At 50.0% G+C, this 4382-nt stretch carries 3 protein-coding genes; all 3 read right to left on the reverse strand.

Features of this window, described 5'->3' with window-relative positions:
• A partial coding sequence (locus NNO02_RS22710) for a T6SS effector phospholipase Tle3 domain-containing protein (protein WP_442867925.1) occupies positions 1 to 785 on the reverse strand: 785 nt, incomplete at its 3' end.
• Positions 786 to 865: 80 nt separating this feature from the next.
• The gene (locus NNO02_RS22715; RefSeq protein ID WP_271455818.1) at positions 866 to 1552 is read right to left on the reverse strand and encodes a T6SS immunity protein Tli3 family protein; all 687 of its coding nucleotides are present in this window, start codon (positions 1550 to 1552) and stop codon (positions 866 to 868) included.
• A gap of 16 nt (positions 1553 to 1568) precedes the next feature.
• A complete protein-coding gene (locus NNO02_RS22720) occupies positions 1569 to 4058 on the reverse strand; it encodes a type VI secretion system Vgr family protein (RefSeq protein WP_271455819.1) in 2490 nt (829 codons plus the stop codon).
• Between the last annotated feature and the right edge of the window lie 324 nt (positions 4059 to 4382).

Raw genomic sequence — 4382 nt, forward strand, 5'->3', positions numbered from 1 at the left:
ATTGCAGCAGCGGCCAGGGCAATCATCGTTCCCTGGCTGTGTGACAGTACCGTCACTGTATCTTCAGGATGTTTATCTCGAATGGTTTTAATGAGCTTTGCCAGACGACCAGCTGCGTGGGCATAATAATGACGTGGTGGAGCAGCCGTCAGAAGCCTGTCGCGTTCTCCGTTCAGTAATTGTGTACTAAATGGTACCGGAATGCCCAGCGCTGACGGCCAGTTATCAAACCCTTTGTCACTCCATAAACTGACCAGTTGGTTGCAGCCATTCTGGAACGGACCACCTCCCCAGTAAAAGGGGCCTTTGCTTTTTCGTTGTTCAGGCGTCAGGTCGTAATAATTATCACCCTGCTTATTTTTAAGCGGGATAGCATATTTATCGCTTTCATTATCCGCAGCACGATACCCCCAATAGAAACGAATAACCGGGGAACGATGTTCTTTAAGTATTCTCCGTGGTGGGGTTACCCATTTGCGGGGATTTTCATTATTCCAATCTGCTGCTGAATATTCATTTGAAAGTAACTCATGATTGCTTCCAATCACTAAACCCAATCGCTTATTTAACCCATCACAAAGTGCCTGCTCTGCATCATGATACCATTCACCTTCTGAGTTAACACCATGAACAAATATAATTAATCCTGGTAGTTGCAGTGGTGGTTGAAATTCTGCGTTCACTTTAACATTTTTGTGCGATGTTGTAGAGTAAGCGTAAGGAGTGCCATTATCAGTCATCTGGATATCGACTTTTCGTGTTGGAGAGATTTTATTGTTATTCATTCTCTATAACCTCAGAAGATTGTACAGGCTCTAACCGACGATCGCATTGCACACGAATTTGGCTCACGCGAGATATATCATTATATAGGTAATTCATCTTGATATTTAGGGCCAGTAACACCTGGGTATCCATTTAACTTAGTTGACTCTTCATCTGGATCAAAAATCCATTTCCAAGTCGAAGCTCTATAATCGAATCTTTCTGTCCCTTTAAAATCGATCATGTAAAACCCGTCATTTGTTACCAGCATATCGTATTTTTTTGTATCCCCATTAGGATCCTGCGTATTTGATCCGTAAGTCACTGAGTGCACTGTTTTCCCGCCATCTGTTGTCACCGAAACAACATTCAGGCACCCTTTATCAGATCCCTTACACGTTGCCTTATTATTATTTGCTGTGACTGGAAAGGCTAAATAATCATCACGGCTTGATAACCAGAAAAGCCGGCCTTTAAATAAATAACCTGACGAGGGTGCTATCTGGGTATGAATCCTTTTTTTTGTATTGTTATAAAAAGTTTTCCCATTTTCGCAGCGGGTGTACTCTTCAAGCGTAAAGTAACGCTCTTTATCAATGCGATAAATTATCTGTGGCGGACCATACACCTCTGGTTGCTGTTTTTTCTTTTCCGGCCCCGTCTGCATATCATTCATTGCAGAAAAAGGATTCACAAGGGCAACACCGCCACCATAAGGACCTGCTACACAACCACTCAGAACAAACACAGCATATATAAAGCAGAGCCGCATAATCAGATTTCTCATAATCCTTTTCCTTTCTTTATTTCTTTAATACGATCTTCAGTCCATCAACCGCTTTTGACATTATTAATGATGAGTTTCCCGAATTATCTGTGACACCAGACAAAATTTTTCCATCAGGCATATGAATGTCATAGCTCTGATTTGCCAGCGGTTTACCTGAAACAGGATGAGTGATAACAAACTTTTCATCAAACGTTGATGGCTCAAACGACTTCATCACCCCCTGCAGACTACCGGAGCCCGTTTTCTTGATACCGGTATTCTTAATGAGCAGTTTTCCCGGACCGCCAATCTCGACATTTCCACCTTTGATTTTGATATAGCCGCCGCCGCATATCAGTGTCAGTTCGTCCTGCGCCGTAACAACCAGTTTCTTGCCACTCGAAATATGCGTGTCCTGCGTCGACCAGGTGGTGACATTCCCGCCCTGTGCCTGAATATCAATATCGTTGTTCGAGCTGAATAATTTTGCCCCTTCACGGCTGTACAGGCTGAGTTGTTTACCAGCAGCCAGAGTGAAATCCTTCCGGGCCCCGATATCCAGTTGTTTACCCGCTGTCAGCGTCAGATTCTCACTGGCCGATAGCTGCATATCTTCACCACTCACCAGCGCCATCCCTTTCGGTGCACTGCCCAGGATGACCTCTTCATGCAGCTGTTCGATTTTCTGCTTGAGGAGTTTTTGCTGACGGCCGACATCGGCAGCCAGTGCCTGGGCTTGCTGTGCACTTGCTGCCAGTGATTCCATCTCCACTAATGCCGCTGACAGCCGCGCAAGTGCTGGCTGCATCTCCAGCACCTGGCCCTGCGCTTTCGCCTGACCGTCAGCGCTGATGAACATCCCTTTCTGTGCCCGGATAGCTCCCCAGCTGTCGGTTCTGAGCTCAAAACCTTCACCGCGCTTCTGCTTCTCAGCATCCACTAAATGTCCGAGATTCAGCTGACTCTTGCCGCCGTACTCTGTACTGACCTTGATATGCTCTTTCCCGCGCTCGTCATCGAGGCGGATTTTGTTGTTCGCAGGCGTCCGCAGCACGTTACGTTTGTAATTGCGAATGGTGACGTGGTCGCCGTGCGCCGAATCGTGCAGCACGCCGGAAATATATGGCCGGTCCGGGTTGCCATCCTCAAAGCCAATCGCCACTTCGGTGCCCGCCAGCAGCGGCAGGTGCAGGCCGTAGGTGTCACCGGCATACGGGCGGGACTGACGGACCCACAGGCTCTCGAACCCGGTCTCCCAGTTATCGCGGTCAAACAGCATGTTGACGCGGTAGCGGCCGTCTTTATCGATGTGGCCGTAGGTGTCGTTCTCGGTGGTGCTGGTGACGCGTGCCGGGAGTGTGCCAGCCATCACCGGGCGTGAACCAGGCTCAGGACGGATACTAAAATCAGTGCTGTCCGGAATGCCGTCGAAGTTGACACCAAAATCTTCATCACGGCGCGCATGGCTGTGCATCGCCGTGACGACCACACCCTGAGCAAACACGTCTGCCACTTCGTATCCGCCGGTAACTTTCAGTACCTGACCCGGAGAGAGGGTCGGGCAACTGGTGATGGCGCGGGTTCGCGTCTGGCCATTCAGGTAGCGTTCATGACGAATGCGGGCATAAAACGCCCCGGACTCCGGGGCCGGATTGCGATCATGGTGACTTCCCGCTGTCAGATAGTTATCAGCATAGTGATAGGCATCACCGTAGGTAGTGGCATCTCCGCGGGTCGTATCGACCCGGGTGTGCATGTCATCTGTCGCCTGACGGTAGTTGTAGTCACGGGTGCTGACCTGCTTCTGCACCACGTGATGATGACTCTCCATGCCCCAGACCGAGTCTACCCCTTCCGAATGTTGACCGGATGGCGGAACCGATGGCAGAGTCAGACCTTTCTCGTAACCCTGCTGGCTGTCGTAAAACTCCACCACCTCGATGTTCAGCCGTGTGTCGGTGGTAAAGCGAAACCAGATACCCACCTCACCCAACAGACGGGTAATAAAGTGCAGGTCATCCTCGCCGTACTGCATTACCTGCTCGCGGCGCGGGTACGCTTTTGAGAGCGAGAACAGAAAATCCTGACCGCGCATGTTGTGGCGCTCCCGCAGGATTTTTTCCACAATCTGAGGAACGGACATATCCTGGTAGATGGTATTCTGGTGCGAACGACTGAGTAGCGCCAGGCGTGGCTGCAACGTCAGGGCATAATGGGTTTCATCCTTTGAGGTGTTGAGGCGTTCAAAGCCTGTGACCACGCCCTGAATCACCCGCACAGCCTGCTGCATTTTGATGCCGTAACCCAGGTTTTCCGGGGCCTGCAGCGTCAGGGAGGCGGCTTTCATCAGCATCATTTCTTTGCTGATGGCATGGTCAGAACTTGTGAATTCAATACGGTAGCTGAACGATTTACTTAAGGCCTCATCGCCCTCAAAGGCCAGCACATCAAGTTCCGACGCACAGCCGTTGACCATCAGCAGGTGATGATTGTGGCTGAATCTGATTAGGGGATTGTTTTTCATCCGTTCACTCCTTGTGGCTGGTCAAATGTCAGTCCGATACCCTCTTCCTCACCCCAGCTAAGGCATAACGACTGTGGTTACTGTTTCGCTGCCATGTGAGTCAGCCTCAGCAGAATTTGTTGATTGAGAAAGTTGTCGACGTTACGCACGCTGATGGCTGGATTTTCTATGAATCGCTCTCTTTGTCGGCTCACGGGCACGCTACCGCCCCTCGCTGTTTCCCGTGAAGGGGACCAAAGCGCATACGGTCAGGCTGGCAGTTTGTGGTTTTCTTTGCTGAAAGCCCGTTTCAGACAGGCACTCAGCAAAAAAGCGGACAGAGAA

Origin of the sequence: Citrobacter sp. Awk 2, from assembly GCF_028069815.1 — a bacterium.
Taxonomy (GTDB): domain Bacteria; phylum Pseudomonadota; class Gammaproteobacteria; order Enterobacterales; family Enterobacteriaceae; genus Citrobacter.